The sequence below is a fragment of the Variovorax sp. GW821-FHT09B01 genome, assembly GCF_059418345.1.
Window position 1 is genome coordinate 41,008 of sequence record NZ_JBWKPQ010000019.1, and the last position, 17,792, is coordinate 58,799.

Genomic DNA, 17,792 nt, shown 5'->3' on the forward strand with positions numbered 1-17,792 from the left:
ATCGCCGCCGCCGTGCCGCGCCTGCAAGGCCTACGACCTTCCGTAGTTGTCAGGCCGCCTTCACCGCGCGCGCACCGGTCAGGGTCGGCATCTCGGTCGCGCTCGAGTTCACGTTGACGCTGCGGTCGAGCCGCAGGTAGCGCGAGGCGAAGCGGCAGGTCACGGTGTCGCGGAAGGCCGACTCGACGAAGGTCCAGCTCATCACGAAGGTGCGCTCGTCGAGCCATTCGCCGCTGGCCACCACCCGCATCACCGCGGGCTGGTACTCGTGGTGCAGGCGGTTGCCGGTCATGGTGGTGTCGCCCTCGATCGGCTTCCTGAGGCCCACCTGCACCGTGTGCGTGCCGCGCTCGTCCTCGAGCGTGAAGCTGCAGGCCTCGGCGCCAAAATCCAGGCGCGCGGCCTTGATCCTGTCGGGGTTGTCGGGAAACTCGTAGCGCTGGCCCGACACGGCCGCGGCCACCGGCGACGCGGTCGGCCGCACCGGCGGCAGCAGACGAAGGCCCGCCATGCGCCGGCGCAGCGCGGCGCTGGCCTGGCCGCCATCGGCCGGTGCGTTCTCGAACGCGGCCGGGAAATGCTTGTAGAGCAGCCCCGCGTTGAAGCCGGCCTTCGGCGGCAGCGCCGCGTTGATCGCGAGCACCGCGTCGTGCGCGGGGAACACCACCGCGTACTGGCCGAACAGCCCGTCGGCGTTGTAGGCGCCGTTCGGGCCCAGCCACCACTGGTAGCCGTACTTGTCCTTGGTGTGCGGCTGGTGCACCGCGTCGACCCATTCCTTCGTGAGCACCTGCCTGCCGTTCCACACGCCGTTCTGCGCATGCAGGATGCCGAGCTTGAGCGAATCGACGGTCTTCCAGCTCAGGCCGTTGGCGCCCGGCGAGATGCCCTCGGGCCCGACCTCCCATTCGTAGCCCGTGATGCCCAGCGGATCGAAGAAGCGCGGCTTGAGGTAGTCGGCCACCGGCTGGCCCGTGGTCTTGGTGACGATGGCCGACAGCATGTAGGTGGCGGCGCTGGTGTAGACGAACTGCGTGCCGGGCGGATTCACCACCGGGATCTTGAAGAACTCGGCGATCCAGCTGGTGCGGATCTGGCGCCAGACCGAGCCCGAGGTCATGGCGGCATGGCCGGTGCGCATGGTCAGCAGGTCGCGCACCGTCATCGCCGCGAGGTTCGGGCTCACCACCGGCGGCAGGTGCTCGGGGAAGAAGGACACCACCTTGTCGTCGAGCCCGAAGCGCCCCTCGGCCACCGCCATGCCGACCGCGCAGACGGTCACGCTCTTGGTCAGCGAATGCGTCATGTGGCGGCGCTGCGGACCGTAGGGCTCCCACCAGCCCTCGGCCAGCACCTGGCCGCGGCGCCACAGCATGAAGCCGTGCAGCTCGAAGGCGCCGCGCTCGGCCTCGTCGAGGAAGGCCAGGATCGCCGCCGACGACACGCCCTGCGCCTCGGGCCGCCCGCGCGGCAGGCCGTCGGCAGGCACGGGCGCGGCCAGCCCGGTGGCGGCCCAGCCGAGGCCGGGCACCGAGGCCATCGCCATGCCGCCGAGCGACAGGCGCAACGCGCCTCGGCGCGAGAGCGCGGGGAAGGAAGAAGAGGAGGAGGAAGAAGGAAGTGGCGGCATGGCGGCGGTCTCCGGGAGCTGTCGTTGTTCTTCGCCGAGTGTGGACCGCGCAACTGTCATTCGCCTGTCGGCCCCGCCAGGGGAAACCCCGTCGGAGGTTCCTATTACACGCGTCGCGCACGCGACAGTGCCACTTTGGTCCGACGGGAAAACGCTAGGCGCCCCGCCCCGTTTCGTTCCTACAGTCCACGGGCCGGCATCGGCGCAATCGAAGAAGAAGCAGGAAAGGACGCGGGGCGATGGAGTTCGACTACGTGATCGTCGGTGGCGGCTCCGGGGGCGCCACGCTCGCCGCGCGGCTCAGCGAGGACGCGCGCGTGCGCGTGTGCCTGATCGAGGCCGGCGGCGACGGCCGCGGCATCCTGGTGCGCGCGCCGGCCGCCACGGTGGCGATGCTGCCGGGCCGCCCGCCGATCAACAACTACGCGCTGCGCACCGAGCCGCAGCCGGGCCTGGACGGCCGCCGCGGCTACCAGCCGCGCGGGCGCTGCCTCGGCGGCTCGAGCGCGATCAACGCCATGCTCTACGTGCGCGGCCACCGCGAGGACTACGACGACTGGGAGCGCACCGGCTGCAGCGGCTGGTCCTTCGGCGACGTGCTGCCCTGGTTCCGCCGCGCCGAGGGCAACCAGCGCGGCGCGAGCCCGCTGCACGGCGCCGACGGCCCGCTGCAGGTGGCCGACCAGCAGACGCCGCGCGCCATCAGCGAGGACTTCGTGCGCGCCGCGGTGCAGTCCGGCGTGCCCTTCAACGACGACTTCAACGGCATCGAGCAGGAAGGCGCGGGCCTCTACCAGGTCACGCAGTTCCATGGCGGCGCGAGGAACGGCGAGCGCTGCTCGGCCGCGGCCGCCTACCTGCATCCGGCGATGACGCGCCCCAACCTCGCGGTGCTCACGCACACGCAGGCGCTGCGCGTGGTGATCGAGCATGGCCGCGCCGTGGGCGTGGAGGTGCGCCGCGGCGGCAACGTCGAGCGCATCCATGCGCGGCGCGAGGTGGCGCTGTGCGGCGGCGCCTTCCATTCGCCGCAGCTGCTGATGCTCTCGGGCATCGGCGATCCCGCGCAGCTGCAGCAGCACGGCATCGCGGTGCAGCAGGCGCTGCCCGGCGTGGGGCGCAACCTGCAGGACCACCTCGACTTCATCCTCGCCTACCGCTCGAAGCACCGCGACCTGTTCGGCATCGGCCTCGGCGCGAGCTGGACCCTGCTGCGCCAGGCGCTGCTGTGGCGCAGGACCGGCACCGGCCTGATCGCCACGCCCTTCGCCGAGGGCGGCGCCTTCGTCAAGTCCTCGCCCGAGCTGCGCCGGCCCGACCTGCAGCTGCACTTCGTGATCGCCATCACCGACGACCATGCGCGCAAGCTGCATGCGGGCTACGGCTTCTCGTGCCATGTCTGCGTGCTGCGGCCGAAGAGCCGCGGCGAGGTGCGGCTGGCCGATGCCAACCCGGCCTCGGCCCCGCGCATCGATCCGCGCTTCCTGTCCGACCCCGAGGACCTCGCGCTGCTGCTGCAGGGCGTGAAGAAGACGCGCGGGATCATGGAGGCGGCGCCGCTCGCGAAGTACCGCCAGCGCGAGCTCTACACGGCCGATGCGCGCAGCGACGAGGACCTGGTGCGCCAGATCCGCGCGCGCGCCGACACCATCTACCACCCGGTCGGCACCTGCCGCATGGGCGCGCCCAACGACGCGGGGGCGGTGGTCGATCCACGGCTGCGCGTGCGCGGCATCGAGGGCCTGCGCGTGGTCGATGCCTCGGTGATGCCGACCTTGATCGGCGGCAACACCAACGCGCCCACGGTGATGATCGCCGAGCGCGCGGCCGACTGGATGCGCGGGCCTGCGCGCTTCGCGGCCGAGGCCGATCCGGCTACGCGGGGACAGGCGCCTTCGACGAGCCCCGCACCTGCAACTGCCCCGGCAGCAGCAACTGCCGCGGCGGGCTTTCGAGCCCCCGCAGCCGGTCGATCAGGCAGCTAGCGGCGGCGCGGCCGATGTCGTCGGTGGGCTGAGCCACGGTGCTCAAGCCCGGGCCGATCAGCGAGGCCCATTCGGGATCGTCGAAGCCGACGAAGCCGAGGTCGGCGCCGAACTGCCAGCCCAGCCGCGCCATCGCCTGCGCCACGCGCAGCGTGACGACCGCATTGCCCGCCACCACGGCGGCGCGCCGGCCGCGCTTGGCGCGCTTGCGCAGCGCCGCCAGGGCATCGTCGAGCGCCTGCTGTTCGCCCTCCACGCTCTCGAACACCTCGCCCGCCATGCGCGGCCCGTTCGCGGTCACGCAGGCGCCGAAGGCCGCGGTCCGCTCGCGCCGCGAGCTCACGCCCGCGAGCGGCTCGGTCACGTAGAGCAACTCGCGAAAGCCGCCCTCGACCAGGTGGTCGCAGGTGGCCTTCATCGCGGCCTCGTTGTCGAGCGAGACGAAGTCGGTGTGCATGCCCGCGTGGCGCCGGTCGACCAGCACCGCGGGCTTGCCGTGCAGCGCGACCGCGTCGAACACGCCGCTGCCGCGGCCCAGGGTGTTGAGGATGAAGCCGTCGACCTGGTAGCCCGCGAGCGCGTCGATGGCCTCGCGCTCGCGTTCGCTCTCGTTGCCGAGGTTGAACAGCATCACGAGGTAGCCGGCGTCCTGGCAGGCCTTCTCGGCGCCGCGCAGCACCGCCACCGAATAGGGGTTGGTGATGTCGGCCACGATCAGGCCGATGAGGCGCGAGCGGCCGTGGCTCAGCGCCTGCGCCATCGGGCTCGGCGAATAGGCGAGCTGGGCGATCGCGGCCTCGACGCGCGCCGCGATGTCGGGGCTCAGCAGCCGCTCGCGGTGGTTGAGGAAGCGCGAGACCGTGGCCTTGGAGACGCCCGCGGCCTGCGCCACGTCGGCGATGGTGGCGCGGCCCGTCGGTTTCATGCGCTGGCCGTGTCGTAGGGCGCGGTCGGCGTCTCTCCGGCCAGCACCTGCAGCAGGTTGGTGGTCGCGAGCTCGGCCATCGCATGCCGGGTCTCGTGCGTGGCCGAGCCGATGTGCGGCAGCGGCGTCACGCGCGGATGGGTGCGCAGCGGCGAGTCGGCGGGCAGCGGTTCCTTGGCGAACACGTCGAGGCCGGCCGCGCGCAGCGTGCCCTTGTCGAGCGCGTCGAGCAGCGCCTGCTCATCCACGGTCGCGCCGCGGCCGCCGTTGATGAAGGCGGCGCCGGGCTTCATGCGCGCGAAGAAGGCGGCGTCGGCCATGCCGCGCGTGGCCTCGGTCAGCGGCAGCATCGCGAGCACGATGTCGGCGCGCGCGAGCAGCTCGTCGAGCGGCGTGTGCGTGGCGCGGCCCTGCAGCTCGGGCGCCTGCGCGGCCAGGTCGACCGCGCGGCGCGCGTGGTAGAGCACCGGCATGCCGAAGCCCAGGGCGGCGCGGCGCGCCACTGCCTGGCCGATGCGGCCGAAGCCGAGGATGCCGAGCGTCTTGCCGTGCACGTCGGTGCCGAACAGGTCCTCGCCGATGTTCTTCGTCCAGCGGCCCTCGCGCACCAGGGTCGAGAGCTCGACCACGCGGCGCTGCGTGGCCATGAGGATCGCGAACATCGTGTCGGCCACGGTCTCGGTCAGCACGTCGGGCGTGTGGCACAGCACGATGTTGCGGCGGCGCAGCTCGGTCAGCGGGTAGTTGTCGACACCGACCGAGACGCTCGAGATCACCTCGAGCCGAGGCGCCGCGTCGAGCATCGAGGCATTGAAGTTGACGCTCGAGCCGATCAGGCCCTGCGCCGCCGGCAGCGCGGCCGCGAAGGCCTCGGGCGACTGGCGCGCATCGGCCACGACGACCTCGTGCGCGGCCTGCAGGCGTGCCAGCTGGTCCTCGGGCAAGCCGCGGAAGACGACAACGTTCTTGCGGGTGGAGGAAGAGGGAGACGAAGAGGAAGCCATGGCGTTCACAGCCCCGCCGCTTCGAGTTCGGCCCGCGTCGGCAGGCCCTCGGTGTCGCCGAGCACCTGCACCGCGCGCGCGCCGATCCAGGCGCCGCGGCGCACCGCCTCGGGCACGTTGCGGCCCTCGAGCAGCGCGCTGATCACGCCGGCCGCGAAGCCGTCGCCCGCGCCCACGGTGTCGATCACTTCCTTCACCGGGAAGCCCGCGACGCGGCCGGTGCCGGCCACGTCGCTGTCGTAGTAGGCGCCCTCGGCGCCGAGCTTGACCACCACCAACTTCGCGCCGCGCTCGCGGTAGAAGCGCGCCACGTCCTCGGGCCTGTCGTGGCCGGTGAGCAGCAGGCCCTCCTCGATGCCGGGCAGCACCCAGTCGGCGCGCACGGCCAGCTCGTTGATCCAGTGGCGCATGGTCTCCTTCGAGGACCACAGCGTCGGGCGCAGGTTGGTGTCGAAGGAGATGGTGCGGCCCGCGGCGCGCATCACGTCCATCGAACGCAGCGCGGCCTGCAGGCTGGTTTCGGAGATGGCCGCGAACACGCCGGTGGCGTGCAGGTGGCGCGCCGAACGCAGCCAGGGCTCGTCGATGTCGGCCGGGCCCATGTGGCTCGCGGCCGAGCCCTTGCGGTGGTATTCGATCGGCGGGTCGCTGCCGTCGGTGACGCGGCCCTTGAACTGGAAGCCGGTGCGCTGGGTGGCGTCGGCGATCACGTGCGAGCAGTCGATGCCCTCGGCGCGCATCGCGTTGAGCAGCGCGCGGCCCATCGAGTCGGTGCCGAGCCGGCTGGCCCAGCCCACCTTCAGGCCCAGGCGCGACAGGCCGATGGCCACGTTGGTCTCGGCGCCGGCGGTGCGCTTGTGGAAGGACTGCGCATCCTCGATCGGCCCCGGCCGGTCGGCCACGAGCAGCAGCATGGCCTCGCCGAACAGGGCGACGTCGAAGGCGGTGGGTTCTGTCATCGGTGTGAGTGGTTTCGCTACGCGCGCGCGGCGCGGATGAAGTCGATCTGCGTGCGGACGACGGCCTCGAGTTCGTCGCCCACGAGCGGGTATTCGATGGCATGCGGCACGTCGGCCGGCAGCGCGCGCAGCACGGCGCGCCAGGGTGCCACGGAGTCGCCCAGCGGCACCGCCACCCACTTGTGCGGCAGGCGCTGCGCGCCCTTGCAGTGCACGTAGCGCACGCGCGGGCCGAGCGCCTGCGCGGCCTGCAGCGGGCATTCGCCGACCCAGTGCCAGTTGCCCATGTCGAAGGTCATGCCCAGCGACACGCCCGCGCGGTCGGCGGCTTCGAAGAAGGCCTGCAGCGCGGGCACGGTGCCGGCGCGCACGCTCTGGTCGTTCTCGATCACGAGCTCGACGCGGGTCTCGGCCAGCTCGACCTTCAGGCCCCAGAGCGAGCCGTGCGAGGACGGCTGGAAGTCGCCGATCGACATCTTCAGCCGCTTCGCGCCCACGCGCGTGGCGGCCGCGATGCCGCGCTTGAGCGCGGCGCTGTCGAGCCAGCCGCCCTGGGCCCACAGGCCCTCGGGACTGGAATAGACCGAGGCCAGGCCGTTGAGCGCCGGCAGTTCGGCCTCGGCGTCGCGCAGCATCTCACCGCGCACCTCCACCGAATCGGCGCCCGCGCGCTTCGACAGCTGCGAGCACCAGAGCTGGCCATGGCGTCCCACCTCGGCCGCGCCGAAGGAGGACAGGGAGATCAGGACCTCGAAGGACATCAGTGGGCCTGGTGCGAGCTGAGGATCTGGCCCAGGAACTGCCGGGTCTTCTCGTTCTGGGGATTGCCGAAGAATTCCTCGGGCGGTGCCTGCTCCACGATCTTGCCCTCGGCCATGAAGATCACGCGGTCGGCCACGCTGCGCGCGAAGCCCATCTCGTGCGTCACGCACAGCATGGTCATGCCGTCCTCGGCCAGGCCGATCATGGTGTCGAGCACTTCCTTCACCATCTCGGGGTCGAGCGCGGAGGTGGGCTCGTCGAACAGCATGATCTTGGGCGTCATGCACAGCGCGCGCGCGATCGCCACGCGCTGCTGCTGGCCGCCCGAGAGCTGGCTCGGGTACTTGTGGGCCTGCTCGGGAATGCGCACGCGCGTGAGGTACTTCATCGCCACCTCCTCTGCCTGCGCCTGCGTCATGCCGCGCGAGCGCATCGGCGCCAGCGTGCAGTTCTGCAGGATCGTGAGGTGCGGGAACAGGTTGAACTGCTGGAACACCATGCCGACCTCGGCCCGCACCGCGTCGACGTTCTTGCCGCCGGCCGTGAGATCGATGCCGTCGACCTCGATGCGGCCCTTCTGCACCGTCTCGAGCCGGTTGATGCAGCGGATCAGCGTCGACTTGCCCGAGCCCGAGGGCCCGCAGATCACGATGCGCTCGCCCGCGCGCACGCTGAGGTCGATGCCGGTCAGCACCTGGAAGTCGCCGTACCACTTGTTGACGGCTTCCATGCGGATGATGGGGTCGGTCATGGGGTGTTCCGCTCCCGGCTTACTGCATCTTCGGCAGGTCGGCCTGCAGCCACTTCTGGTAGAGCTTGTTGAGCTCGCCGTTGGCGGTGTTCTTCGCCACGAAGTCGTTGACGGCCTTGGTCAGCTCGTCCTGGCCCGGGCGCATCGCGATGCCCATCGACTGCTGGACCAGCGTGAACTTGTTTTCGTAGGTGCCGGCGGGCACGCGCTTGGCGATCTGGGCGGCCACGGTCACCGAGCAGCCGATGGCGTCGACCTGGCCCGAGATCAGCGCCTGCATGGCCGAGGCGTCGTCGTCGAAGCGGCGGATCTCGGTGCCTTCGGGCGCGGCCTTGGTCACGGCCACGTCCTGGGTCGACGCACGGGCCACGCCCACGCGCAGGCCCTTGAGGTCGGCGGCGGCCTTGATCGGAGTCTTGGACGCGCCGTACAGCACGATGGTGGCGGCCGCGTAGGGCTGCGAGAACTGCACCTGCTTCGCGCGCTCGGGCGTGATGGCCAGCGAGGCGACCAGCAGGTCGACCTTGTTGGTCAGCAGGAACGGAATGCGGTTCGGGCCGGTCACCGGCACGATGTTGGCCTTCACGCCCCAGTCCTTGGCCAAGAGCTTGGCCACGTCGGCGTCGTAGCCGTCGGGCTGGTTCTTCGCGTCGGTGGTGCCGTAGGGCGGGAAGTCGACCAGCATGCCGATGGTGATCTCGCCCTTCTTCTTGATGTCGGCCACGCTCTGCGCCGAGGCGAAGGGGGCGAACACGGTGAGGGCGGCGCCGAGGCCGAGGGCTGCGATCGCTGCGCGGCGGGTGGTGATGCGGGTCATGGGATGTGTCTCCTGAAAAAGAAAGGAAGCGACGGAAAAAACGAAAGCGACGGGGAAGATGGCGAACGGGGAAATCAGCGGGCCAGCGCGCGTGCGCGCTTGCGTTCCATGCGCGCGGCCAGCAGCGACAGCGGCCAGCAGATGACGAAGTAGATGGCGGCCACCACCGAGAACACGATGAGCGGCTGGAAGGTGGCGTTGTTGACGATCTGGCCGGCGCGCGTGACCTCGACGAAGCCGATGATGGCCGCGAGCGAGGTGCCCTTGATGATCTGCACCAGGTAGCCCACGGTGGGCGCGAGCGCGATCCTGAAGGCCTGCGGCAGCACCACGTCGCGCATGCGCGCGCTGTAGCTCAGGCTCAGCGCCTGCGCCGCCTCCCACTGGCCGCGCGGAATGGCCTCGATGCAGCCGCGCCAGATCTCGCCGAGGAAGGCCGCGCTGTTGAGCACCAGCGCCACGCCCGCGGCGACCCAGGGGTTGATGTCCAGCCCCAGCACCGGCGCGCCGAAGAACACCAGGAACAGCTGCAGCAGCAGCGGCGTGCCCTGAAAGATCTGGATGAAGGTGGTCGAGACGCCGCGTGCCCACGCCGATTCGGACGTGCGCATGAGCGCGATCGCGAGCCCCAGGATCGCGCCGCCCACGAAGGCGATGGCCGACAGCGCGAGCGTCCATTGGGCCGCTTCGAGGATGAACAGGAATTCGGGAAAGCCGAAGGTGCGCATGGTGTGGTGGTCTCCGTCGGTCGACGCTTACCGGCGGTCCGGGTAGTTGAGCGTGCGCTTGTAGATCAGCTTGAACATCGCCGAGAAGGCGAGCGCCAGCGCGAGGTAGATGGCCGCGACCACGATGTAGATCTCGAAGCTGCGGAAGGTCTGCGACTGCAGGTTGGCGGCCACCGAGGTCAGGTCGTCGGCCGAGATCACCGAGACCACCGCCGAGCTCAGCATCAGCAGGATGAACTGGCTGGTGAGCGCGGGATAGATGGCCTTGAGCGCGGGCTTGATGATGATGAAGCGGAAGATCTCCCAGGACTTGAGGTTGAGCGCGCGGCCCGCCTCGATCTGGCCCTTGGGAATGGATTCGATGCCGGCGCGGATGATCTCGGTGGCGTAGGCGCCGAGGTTCACCACCATCGCCACCAGCGCGGCCGTCTGCGGCGACCAGCGCAGCCCGATGGCCGGCAGCGCGAAGAAGAAGAAGAACAGCTGCACCAGGAACGGCGTGTTGCGGATCACCTCGATGTAGGCGTTGATCACGAAGCGCAGCCAGCCCGGCCCCGAGGTCTTGCCCCAGGCGCAGAAGATGGCCACCACCAGCCCGAGCACGGTGGCGACCAGCGACAGCTGGACGGTGATCCACGTGCCCTTGAGCAGCAGCGGCCAGGCGGCGAAGACGGCGTCGAATTGAAACTGGTAGTTCATGGTCCGGCTGCGGCGCGGGTGTACGCGCACAGTGGAAAAGCAATGCTTGCAGCTTATATGAAACCGGTTTCACGATGACCGAGGGATTACCCTAGTCGGTCTTTGCGGGGGGCCGCTGCCTACACTTCCGCGATGCTCACACCCCTGGCCGACCCCACGACCGCGCAGCTGGACGACATGGCCGAAGACCCCGGCGCCACGCTCGCCGAGACCTCCGCCCATGCCCCCGCCGTGAAGCACCTGCGCCAGGCCCTGCTGTGGCCCGTGCGGCTGATGCCGGTGCGCGATGCCAAGTCCGCGCACCAGGCGCCTTGGCACCTGCTGCGCGAGATGGGCGAGGCCTCGCCCTGGCGCGAGGAGATCGACGAATACACGGGCGACAGCAGCCGCTTCCACCAGCGCCACTACAACGAGTTCGTGAGCTTCCTGCCCTACGTGCAGCGCTTCCTCTACGGCGAGGGACGCTCGCGCGCGCAGGCCGGCGGACCCGAATCCGGCAGCGACGGCGATTCGCCGATGCGCATCTTCCGCCGCCACGACATCGCCGCGGTGCGCGTGGTCACGCGCGCCGGCGAGGCACCGATCACGCTCGAGGTGGTGCACTGCGACCTCTACTTCTTCTTCGACGTCGACGTGGTGCTGCTGAACCTCGAGGTCGGCGTGAACGACCTGAGCCTGGCGCAGGCGCAGGAGCTGCTCTACCGCTTCGGCCGCGCCTATCCCGCGGGCTGGGATGCCGAGGGCGGCGCGCTGCACTGCATGGCCAGCGTCGAATGGCTGGCGGCCGACGGCCGCGTGCTCGCCAGCTCCGACGCGCAGCACAGCGAGGCCTTCATCTCGCACGTGGCGCAGCACCGCGCGCCGCGCATCGCGGCCCACTGGGCCTACCTGATGCAGCCGCTGGTGAGCGACCATTCGGAGGACAAGGGCGCGCTGCGCTACCGGCAGATCGAGTACTACCGCATGCCGGTGATGGCCTACCTGTCGCTCGACGATCCGAAGCGGCTCACGCGCAACGACTTCGTCCGCCTCGGCCTGGTCACGGGCGCGGGCGAGGCCGAGGCGGCGCTCGCGGGACGCCAGGACCACCTGCCCTATGCCGACCATCACCTGGCCGACTTCGAGAGCCGCTACTGCTACGACCGCTTCTGGGTCGACGCCGGCGCCGCCCCCAACACGCGCTACCTGTGCAACGGCCATGCGCTGATCGTGGTGGGCGACGCGCGCTCCGAGTTCTTCTGCTGCCGCGACCGCGGCGTGCTCGCGCAGTTCCGCCACCAGCACTTCCTGCTGTTCCTGATCGCGCACTTCCAGAAGGCCTCGCTGCTGATGTTCTCGGACCAGCTGGTGGAGGCGCTCAAGCGGCTGGACATCCGCAGCACGCCGAGCGTGAAGCGCTTCAAGCGCGCCATCCGCGCCAGCTTCGAGCGCTTCCTGCGCTTCACGCACCGCTACTGGTTCCACGAGATCTCGGAACAGGCGCAGGTGCGCGCGCTGTCGCACCTGTGCGCCACCCACCTCGGGCTCGATCCGCTCTACGACGAGGTCAAGGAACGCATCGCCGACATGAACACCTACCTCGACGCCGACAGCCTGCGGCGCCAGGCCAACACCGTGGTGCGGCTCACCGTCGTGACCCTGTTCGGCCTGATCGGCACCATCACCACCGGCTTCCTCGGCATGAACCTGCTGGCCGAGGCCGAGGCGCCGCTGTGGCGCAAGGCGGTCTGGTTCGGTGTGGTGCTCGTGTTCACGACCTGGCTCACCGTCTACACCATGGTCAAGTCGCAGCGGCTGTCGGACTTCATCGACGTGCTGTCGAACGACCGCATGAGCTTCCGGGAGAAGCTCGGGGCGCTGGTGCGGGTGTGGAAGCCCGGGGCCGACTGAAGACCCGCCGACCTCAACCGCCGAACGACACCTGCGCGCTGTCGACCGCGCGGATCGGCACGCCGAAGCTCGTGATGTCCGCGAGCGTGGCGTTGTGGTGGGCGCGGATCCGTGCGCCCGTGGCATGCGGCTTGTCGTGCGAGGTGTGGGCATCGGCCGCGAGCGTCACCTCGTAGCCCAGCCCGGCCGCGCGGCGCACCGTGGTGTCGACGCAGAACTCCGACGAATAGCCGCAGACCACCACGCGCTTCACGCCGCGTTCCGAAAGCCAGGCGTCGAGCGGCGTGCGCAGGAAGGAATCGGGCGTGGTCTTGCGCAGCCGCGCGTCGCGCGTGTCCGTGTTCAGCGCGCCGGCGAGCTGCCAGCGCTCGGAGTCGAACACCAGGTCGACCTCGTTCTCGTGCTGGATGAAGGCCACCGGCACGCCCGCCGCGCGGGCGCGGGCGGTGAGCGCGTTGATGCGCTCGATCACCGCGGCGGCTTCGTGCGGACGCGGGGCGTCGTCGACGAGGCCGCGCTGCATGTCGATGACGAGGACGGCGAGTGTCATGGGAACCCTTTCTGGTGCGCGGGACGGCAGGGCCGAAGGATCGCACAGGACGCGCCAATGCCCCTGCCCGGCGAATGTTTCTGACGTTGAAACCATTGCCCGCGCACCTGCCGCTAAGCTCGCGCCGCCCGCAGAACCACACAACACCTGCCATGACCGACCCCAACGCTCCTTCCCTTTCGCAGCGCCTGCGCAGGCGCGCCACCGCCGCCTTCGCGGCCGCCTGCGCGCTGCTGGCCGGCTGCAGCAGCAACAGCGGCTGCGAGGTCCGCTACGACGCCTCGCCGCAGTTCAAGGGCTGCACCTTCGAGAACATGGACAACCCCGACGTGCTGCCCAACCAGAGCACGTGGAAGATCTGGACCCGCTTCTTCTTCGAGACCAAGACCGATTCGGTGCCCACCGATGCGATCCCCGTGAAGCCGCTGACGCCGGCGGCGCTGGCCGCGCTCGATGCGCAGGCCAACCACGTGGTGCGCCTGGGCCATTCCTCGCACCTGCTCAAGCTGCGCGGCAAGTACTGGCTGATCGACCCGGTGTTCGGCGAGCGCGTGTCGCCGTTCTCGTTCGCGGGGCCCAAGCGCTTCCACCAGCCGCCGATCGCGCTGCAGGACCTGCCGCCGATCGAGGGCCTGATCCTCTCGCACGACCACTACGACCACCTCGACGTCTACACCATCGAGTACCTCGCGAAGCGGGTGCAGCACTACTTCGTGCCGCTGGGCGTGAAGGCGCGGCTGGTCGCGATGGGCGTGCCGCCCGAGCGCATCAGCGAGCTCGACTGGTGGCAGGGCGGCGAGCACGACGGCGTGAAGCTCACGGCCACGCCGGCGCAGCATTTCTCGGGCCGCTCGCTGACCGACCGCGGCCGCACGCTGTGGGCCTCGTGGGTGGTGCAAAGCGGCGAGCAGCGCATCTTCTACAGCGGCGACTCGGGCTACTTCCCGGGCTTCAAGCAGATCGGCGAGCGCTTCGGCGGCTTCGACCTCGCGCTGATGGAGAACGGCGCCTACGACGCCTACTGGCCCGCGGTCCACATGACGCCCGAGCAGAGCGTGCAGGCCTTCGAGGACCTGCGCGGCAAGGTGCTGTACTCGGTGCACAACAGCACCTTCGACCTCGCTTTCCACAGCTGGCACGACCCGCTGGACCGCATCGCGAAGCTCACGCAGGAGCGCAAGATCGAGCTGGCCACGCCGGTGATCGGCGAGGTGCTGACGGTGGGCCAGGCGCGCACCAACGTGCGCTGGTGGGAAGGCCTGAAGTAACGGGCAGCGAGCGGCTAGCCGCGCTCGCGCCGCTCGCGCGCGCGGCGCTGCTGGCGCGTCTCGAGCGCCTGCGCCGCCACGCGCTCCTTCGCGCGCTTCTTCTCGGCGCGCTTGCCGCGGAAGTGCCGGCCCACGAGAAAGCTCCCGATGCCGGTCACGATCGCGATGACGAAGCCGATGGTGCTGATGTCGAGGCCGCCCATCAGAGCACCCGCACGATGCTGGTCGGCTTGAAGCCCAGGTCGGCCGCCTTGCCCTTGCGCGCGCGGGCGCCGCGCGCGTTGTTGAGGGTGCGGATCTCGAGCGTCTCGTCGCGCTCCTTGCCGCCGCGGCCGATGCCCTCGATCTTCACGCTGCGCGTGTAGGCCGCGGCACCCGCGAGGGTGTCCTTAGGCTCGAGGTCGATCAGCGTGAGGCCGCGGCCGCCCTTGGGCAGGCTCTTGAGCTCGGCGATCTCGAAGGTCAGGATGCGCCCGCCCGTGGAGGCGCAGGCCACGTGCGTGGCCATGGGCATCGGCTCGGCGCCGCCGGCACCGCCCACCAGCGAGGGCCGGCACAGCTGCTCGCCCTCGCCCACGTCGATGAAGGCCTTGCCGCCGCGCTGGCGCGACATCATGTTCTCGACCGTGGCGATGAAGCCGTAGCCGCCCGAGTTGGCCAGCAGCAGGCTGGCCGCGACCGGGCCCGCGAAGTAGTGCGTGACATGCGTGCCCGCATCGAGCTCGATCAGCGTGGTGACCGGCTGGCCGTCGCCGCGCGCGCCCGGCAGCGAGGCCACGGGCACGGTGTAGACGCGCACGCTCTTGTCCTTGGCGCTGCCGAACACCAGCAGCGTGTCGACGCTGCGGCATTCGAAGGCGCCGTAGAGCGAGTCGCCCGACTTGAAGCTGTACTCGGGCGCCGCGGCGCCGTTGCCCGCGGCCTTCTCGCTGGCCCAGCCCTTCTGCGCGCGCACCCAGCCCTTCTGCGAGACGATCACGGTGACCGGCTCGTCGACCACCTTGACCTCGGCCACGGCGCGCTTCTCGGCCTGGATCAGCGTGCGGCGCGGGTCTTCGAAGGTCTTGGCATCGGCCTCGATCTCCTTGACGAGCAGGCGGCGCAGCGTGGCAGGGTTGGCGAGGATGTCCTCGAGCTTCTTCTGCTCGGTGCGATGCTCGTCGAGCTGCTGCTGGATCTTGATGGCCTCGAGCCGCGCCAATTGGCGCAAGCGGATTTCGAGGATGTCCTCGGCCTGGATCTCGCTGAGCTTGAAGCGCTCGATCAGCGCGGCCTTCGGATCTTCGGCCGCACGGATGATCGCGATCACCTCGTCGACGTTGAGCAGCACGAGCTGCCGGCCTTCGAGGATGTGGATGCGGTCCATCACCTTGTTGAGGCGGAAGCGCGTGCGCTTCTCGACCGTGATCTCGCGGAACGCGATCCACTCGTTGAGCATCTGCCGCAGCGACTTCTGCGTCGGCTTGCCGTCGATGCCCACCATCGTGAGGTTGATCGACGACGAGGTCTCGAGCGAGGTCTGCGCCAGCAAGGTGGTGATGAACTCCTCCTGGCTGATGCGCGAGGTCTTGGGCTCGAACACCAGGCGCACGGCGGCGTCCTTGCTCGACTCGTCGCGCACCACGTCGAGCACCGAGAGCATCGCGGCCTTGACCTGGGTCTGCTCGGTGCTCAGTGCCTTCTTGCCGGCCTTGACCTTGGGGTTGGTGATCTCCTCGATCTCCTCGAGCACCTTCTGCGTGCTCACGCCCGGCGGCAGCTCGTTGACCACCAGCTGCCACTGGCCACGCGCGAGGTCCTCGATCTTCCAGCGCGCGCGCACCTTGAGCGAGCCGCGGCCGCTGCGGTAGGCATCGGCGATGTCGCCCGCGCTGCTGATGATCTGCGCGCCGCCCGGATAGTCGGGGCCGGGCACGATGGCGAACAGCTCTTCCTCGCTGAGCTTGCCGTTCGACTTGATCAGCGCCACGCAGGCGTCGGCGATCTCGCGCAGGTTGTGGCTCGGGATCTCGGTGGCCAGGCCGACCGCGATGCCGCTGGCGCCGTTGAGCAGCGTGAACGGCAGCCGCGCGGGCAGGAGGCGCGGCTCCTCGGTGCTGCCGTCGTAGTTGGGGATGAAGTCGACCGTGCCTTCGTCGATCTCGTCGAGCAGCAGGCTGGTGATGCGCGCGAGGCGCGCCTCGGTGTAGCGCATGGCCGCGGCACCGTCGCCGTCGCGGCTGCCGAAGTTGCCCTGGCCGTCGACCAGCGGATAGCGCTGCGAGAAGTCCTGCGCCATGCGCACCAGCGCGTCGTAGGCGGCCTGGTCGCTGTGCGGATGGAAGCGGCCGAGCACGTCGCCGACCACGCGCGCGCTCTTCACGGGCTTGGCGCCCACGGTGCCGTTGGTGCCGCCGAAGCCCAGGCCCATGCGCGACATCGAATAGAGGATGCGCCGCTGCACCGGCTTCTGGCCGTCCGACACGTCGGGCAGCGCGCGGCCCTTGACCACGCTCAGCGCGTATTCGAGGTAGGCGGTCTGGGCATAGTCGGCGAGCGTGAGCGAGGTGCCGTCGCCGCCGTCGTTGTTGTCGTCGCCGGGAGGCAGGAGATCGAGCGGGGGTTGGGAGTCCATGAAAGAGCGGGTGAGAAAACGAAAAAAAGGAGTGGCGGCGAAGGCGTTCAGCCCAGCGTGAAGGCCTCGTGCACCGCCGACTGCACCGAGCCGCCGAGCACGGCACCGCCGCCGGCCACGTAGATCCAGTCGCCGATGACGGCGGCGCCGACCGCGTGGCGCGGCGTGGTCATGGGCGCATGGCGCTGCCAGCTGTCGGCCACCGGATCGTAGCTTTCCATCTGGCCGAAGACCTTGGCCTGGCGCGGCACGCCGCCGACGAGGAAACCGCCCTCGCCGCCCATGGCGAAGAAGCGGTCGCGGTAGACCACCAGGCCATGACCCGAGCGCGCGGTGGGCAGCGGCGAACGCGGCTCCCAGGTGTCGCGCGCGGGAAGGTAGACGTGGTGCAGGTCGGTGTTGTATTCGAAGGTGTTGAAGCGCCCGCCCACCACGTGGATCAGGCCGCCGTGCGCCACGCAGCCCACGTGGTCGCGCGCGCCGGGCAGCGGCTTGCGCGCGCTCCAGCGGTCGGCCTTGGGGTCGTAGACCTCGTGCCAGCCCACACTGGCGCGCTCGGCCGCGGGCTCGGAGGCGCCGCCGATCAGGTGCAGCTGCCCGTCGAGCACGACGGCGGCGGCCGCGCCGCGCGGACGCGGCAGCGGCGCGATGGCGGTCCAGCGGTTGGCCGCGATCTCGTAGACGTAGGCATTCGTGTCGGAGCGCCGGTTCTGCTCGACGAAGCCGCCGAGCGCGTAGACCCGGCCGCCATCGGCCGCCACGGCGACGTGGTTGGCGCCGCGCGGCAGTGGCGCGCCGTCGAGCCAGCGGTCGGCCTGCGGGTCGTAGATGTGGTGGTAGTCGCGGTTGACCGCGCCCTCGCCGTAGCCGCCGACCACGTGCATGCGGCCCTGCGCGGCCGTGGCCCAGGCCATCTCGCTGCGCGGGAGCGGCAGCGCCGCGCGCGCCGCCCAGCGCCCCTGCGGGCCGCGCGGCGCGGGACTGTCGGTGACGCGCTGCGACTCCTGCTCGGGCGTCATGTGGTGCGGCACGCCGCCCTGCAGCCGTGCATAAGGCTCGGCCGAGGACGGCACGGGCTGCGGCGCGGCGTGCGAGGCCGGATGCTGGGCGCGCGCGGCACCGCTCAGCGCGGCGGCGCCGGCCAGGACGAAATCTCGGCGTTGCATCGCGGTCTCCTCGTTCTTGGGATGGTCGGGGCGGGCGAAGGCGC

16 protein-coding genes are annotated in these 17,792 nt (G+C 70.4%); 3 read left to right on the plus strand and 13 right to left on the minus strand.

The features are described from left to right. Positions 1 to 49: 49 nt before the first annotated feature. On the minus strand, positions 50 to 1,630 hold the full coding sequence (locus tag AC07RV_RS34360) for a serine hydrolase domain-containing protein (RefSeq protein WP_296777350.1): 1,581 nt from the start codon (positions 1,628 to 1,630) through the stop codon (positions 50 to 52). A 239-nt stretch (positions 1,631 to 1,869) separates the two neighbouring features. On the opposite strand from AC07RV_RS34360, the gene AC07RV_RS34365 reads away from it, so the two are divergent. Beyond that, positions 1,870 to 3,615, plus strand: a complete 1,746-nt coding sequence (locus tag AC07RV_RS34365; protein WP_296777347.1) for a GMC family oxidoreductase — start codon at positions 1,870 to 1,872, stop codon at positions 3,613 to 3,615. Here the strand turns inward: AC07RV_RS34365 and AC07RV_RS34370 are convergent. The 8 genes from AC07RV_RS34370 to AC07RV_RS34405 all read right to left on the minus strand — a co-directional run bounded on the left by AC07RV_RS34370 (position 3,506) and on the right by AC07RV_RS34405 (position 10,260). Continuing rightward, complete coding sequence (locus AC07RV_RS34370; protein WP_208511301.1) at positions 3,506 to 4,540, minus strand: LacI family DNA-binding transcriptional regulator; 1,035 nt, start codon at positions 4,538 to 4,540, stop codon at positions 3,506 to 3,508. The two genes, AC07RV_RS34365 and AC07RV_RS34370, sit on opposite strands and share 110 nt — an antisense overlap. Then, entirely contained in the window at positions 4,537 to 5,544 is a 1,008-nt protein-coding gene (locus AC07RV_RS34375; protein ID WP_203201815.1) for a 2-hydroxyacid dehydrogenase, read from the minus strand. Before AC07RV_RS34375 ends, AC07RV_RS34370 begins: the two co-directional genes overlap by 4 nt. Before the next feature lie 5 nt (positions 5,545 to 5,549). Continuing rightward, the gene (locus tag AC07RV_RS34380) at positions 5,550 to 6,503 is read right to left on the minus strand and encodes a sugar kinase (RefSeq protein WP_296777332.1); all 954 of its coding nucleotides are present in this window, start codon (positions 6,501 to 6,503) and stop codon (positions 5,550 to 5,552) included. A gap of 17 nt (positions 6,504 to 6,520) precedes the next feature. Beyond that, positions 6,521 to 7,264 (minus strand): sugar phosphate isomerase/epimerase family protein, encoded by a 744-nt coding sequence (locus tag AC07RV_RS34385; protein WP_296777325.1) that lies wholly within the window; start codon positions 7,262 to 7,264, stop codon positions 6,521 to 6,523. After that, on the minus strand, positions 7,264 to 8,016 hold the full coding sequence (locus AC07RV_RS34390) for an amino acid ABC transporter ATP-binding protein (RefSeq protein ID WP_296777322.1): 753 nt from the start codon (positions 8,014 to 8,016) through the stop codon (positions 7,264 to 7,266). The genes AC07RV_RS34385 and AC07RV_RS34390 overlap by 1 nt, the downstream gene beginning before the upstream one ends. Before the next feature lie 19 nt (positions 8,017 to 8,035). Then, on the minus strand, positions 8,036 to 8,833 hold the full coding sequence (locus AC07RV_RS34395; RefSeq protein ID WP_296777319.1) for a transporter substrate-binding domain-containing protein: 798 nt from the start codon (positions 8,831 to 8,833) through the stop codon (positions 8,036 to 8,038). 74 nt (positions 8,834 to 8,907) lie between these two features. Then, positions 8,908 to 9,561, minus strand: a complete 654-nt coding sequence (locus AC07RV_RS34400) for an amino acid ABC transporter permease (protein ID WP_209543327.1) — start codon at positions 9,559 to 9,561, stop codon at positions 8,908 to 8,910. 27 nt (positions 9,562 to 9,588) lie between these two features. Further along, entirely contained in the window at positions 9,589 to 10,260 is a 672-nt protein-coding gene (locus AC07RV_RS34405) for an amino acid ABC transporter permease (RefSeq protein ID WP_057595383.1), read from the minus strand. Positions 10,261 to 10,437: 177 nt separating this feature from the next. Between AC07RV_RS34405 and AC07RV_RS34410 the strand changes: the two genes are divergently transcribed. Beyond that, positions 10,438 to 12,150, plus strand: a complete 1,713-nt coding sequence (locus AC07RV_RS34410) for a magnesium transporter CorA family protein (protein ID WP_296777450.1) — start codon at positions 10,438 to 10,440, stop codon at positions 12,148 to 12,150. 13 nt (positions 12,151 to 12,163) lie between these two features. Here the strand turns inward: AC07RV_RS34410 and AC07RV_RS34415 are convergent, their stop codons facing one another. Continuing rightward, entirely contained in the window at positions 12,164 to 12,700 is a 537-nt protein-coding gene (locus AC07RV_RS34415; protein ID WP_296777309.1) for a cysteine hydrolase family protein, read from the minus strand. Positions 12,701 to 12,852: 152 nt separating this feature from the next. Here AC07RV_RS34415 and AC07RV_RS34420 point away from each other — a divergent pair, with 152 nt between their 5' ends. Further along, positions 12,853 to 13,968, plus strand: coding sequence for an MBL fold metallo-hydrolase (locus tag AC07RV_RS34420; protein ID WP_093354686.1), 1,116 nt, complete (start codon positions 12,853 to 12,855; stop codon positions 13,966 to 13,968). Between the two features lie 14 nt (positions 13,969 to 13,982). Here the strand turns inward: AC07RV_RS34420 and AC07RV_RS34425 are convergent, their stop codons facing one another. From AC07RV_RS34425 to AC07RV_RS34435, 3 genes are read right to left on the minus strand one after another with little or no spacing between them, the layout of a single operon-like run. Continuing rightward, positions 13,983 to 14,171, minus strand: a complete 189-nt coding sequence (locus AC07RV_RS34425; protein WP_296777305.1) for a hypothetical protein — start codon at positions 14,169 to 14,171, stop codon at positions 13,983 to 13,985. After that, positions 14,171 to 16,582 (minus strand): DNA topoisomerase IV subunit A, encoded by a 2,412-nt coding sequence (gene parC / locus AC07RV_RS34430; RefSeq protein WP_296777302.1) that lies wholly within the window; start codon positions 16,580 to 16,582, stop codon positions 14,171 to 14,173. Before parC ends, AC07RV_RS34425 begins: the two co-directional genes overlap by 1 nt. Positions 16,583 to 16,629: 47 nt before the next feature. Continuing rightward, positions 16,630 to 17,748: a Kelch repeat-containing protein gene (locus AC07RV_RS34435; protein WP_296777299.1), complete on the minus strand. Its 1,119-nt coding sequence runs from the start codon at positions 17,746 to 17,748 to the stop codon at positions 16,630 to 16,632. Positions 17,749 to 17,792 lie beyond the last annotated feature (44 nt).

What these genes read in the sequence shown, in the direction of transcription:
- AC07RV_RS34360 (WP_296777350.1), bottom strand. Translation starts at nt 1,630, where the DNA reads ATGCCGCCACTTCCTTCTTCCTCCTCCTCTTCTTCCTTCCCCGCGCTC.
- AC07RV_RS34365 (WP_296777347.1), top strand. Translation starts at nt 1,870, where the DNA reads ATGGAGTTCGACTACGTGATCGTCGGTGGCGGCTCCGGGGGCGCCACG.
- AC07RV_RS34370 (WP_208511301.1), bottom strand. Translation starts at nt 4,540, where the DNA reads ATGAAACCGACGGGCCGCGCCACCATCGCCGACGTGGCGCAGGCCGCG.
- AC07RV_RS34375 (WP_203201815.1), bottom strand. Translation starts at nt 5,544, where the DNA reads ATGGCTTCCTCTTCGTCTCCCTCTTCCTCCACCCGCAAGAACGTTGTC.
- AC07RV_RS34380 (WP_296777332.1), bottom strand. Translation starts at nt 6,503, where the DNA reads ATGACAGAACCCACCGCCTTCGACGTCGCCCTGTTCGGCGAGGCCATG.
- AC07RV_RS34385 (WP_296777325.1), bottom strand. Translation starts at nt 7,264, where the DNA reads ATGTCCTTCGAGGTCCTGATCTCCCTGTCCTCCTTCGGCGCGGCCGAG.
- AC07RV_RS34390 (WP_296777322.1), bottom strand. Translation starts at nt 8,016, where the DNA reads ATGACCGACCCCATCATCCGCATGGAAGCCGTCAACAAGTGGTACGGC.
- AC07RV_RS34395 (WP_296777319.1), bottom strand. Translation starts at nt 8,833, where the DNA reads ATGACCCGCATCACCACCCGCCGCGCAGCGATCGCAGCCCTCGGCCTC.
- AC07RV_RS34400 (WP_209543327.1), bottom strand. Translation starts at nt 9,561, where the DNA reads ATGCGCACCTTCGGCTTTCCCGAATTCCTGTTCATCCTCGAAGCGGCC.
- AC07RV_RS34405 (WP_057595383.1), bottom strand. Translation starts at nt 10,260, where the DNA reads ATGAACTACCAGTTTCAATTCGACGCCGTCTTCGCCGCCTGGCCGCTG.
- AC07RV_RS34410 (WP_296777450.1), top strand. Translation starts at nt 10,438, where the DNA reads ATGGCCGAAGACCCCGGCGCCACGCTCGCCGAGACCTCCGCCCATGCC.
- AC07RV_RS34415 (WP_296777309.1), bottom strand. Translation starts at nt 12,700, where the DNA reads ATGACACTCGCCGTCCTCGTCATCGACATGCAGCGCGGCCTCGTCGAC.
- AC07RV_RS34420 (WP_093354686.1), top strand. Translation starts at nt 12,853, where the DNA reads ATGACCGACCCCAACGCTCCTTCCCTTTCGCAGCGCCTGCGCAGGCGC.
- AC07RV_RS34425 (WP_296777305.1), bottom strand. Translation starts at nt 14,171, where the DNA reads ATGGGCGGCCTCGACATCAGCACCATCGGCTTCGTCATCGCGATCGTG.
- parC (WP_296777302.1), bottom strand. Translation starts at nt 16,582, where the DNA reads ATGGACTCCCAACCCCCGCTCGATCTCCTGCCTCCCGGCGACGACAAC.
- AC07RV_RS34435 (WP_296777299.1), bottom strand. Translation starts at nt 17,748, where the DNA reads ATGCAACGCCGAGATTTCGTCCTGGCCGGCGCCGCCGCGCTGAGCGGT.